The organism is Collinsella sp. AF31-11 (genome assembly GCF_003475605.1).
GTDB lineage: Bacteria > Actinomycetota > Coriobacteriia > Coriobacteriales > Coriobacteriaceae > Collinsella.
Map to the genome: position 1 here is coordinate 1 of NZ_QRQS01000006.1, position 300 is coordinate 300.

Sequence of the window (300 nt, forward strand, 5' to 3'; positions counted from 1 at the left end):
GCCCGAGCTCTTCCGGAACCGCACCTCGCGGCCCGCGGGACATGCGCTCTGAAGCGCGGTCCGGGCACGAGGATGCCCCCGAGTCACCTCCCCTATGCGCCATGCGGCCCCCAGGGCACGTGTATGCGATACCGGACACCGTAACGGTGGGCGCCGCCCACCGGTCAGCGGCCAGAGCATGGGGGGCACGCCCGGTCCCGTTCCGAACCCGGAAGCTAAGCCCCATCGCGCCGAGAGTACTGCGGGGCCAGCCCGTGGGAGGCCAGGGCGCCGCTGACCGGTGGACGGCACCGAGCCGTC

Annotated in this window: 1 rRNA gene; it reads left to right on the top strand. The window is 73.3% G+C overall.

The features are described 5' to 3' along the window. Window positions 1–163 precede the first annotated feature (163 nt). Window positions 164–279 (top strand): 5S ribosomal RNA (gene rrf / locus DWZ22_RS04770). Window positions 280–300 lie beyond the last annotated feature (21 nt).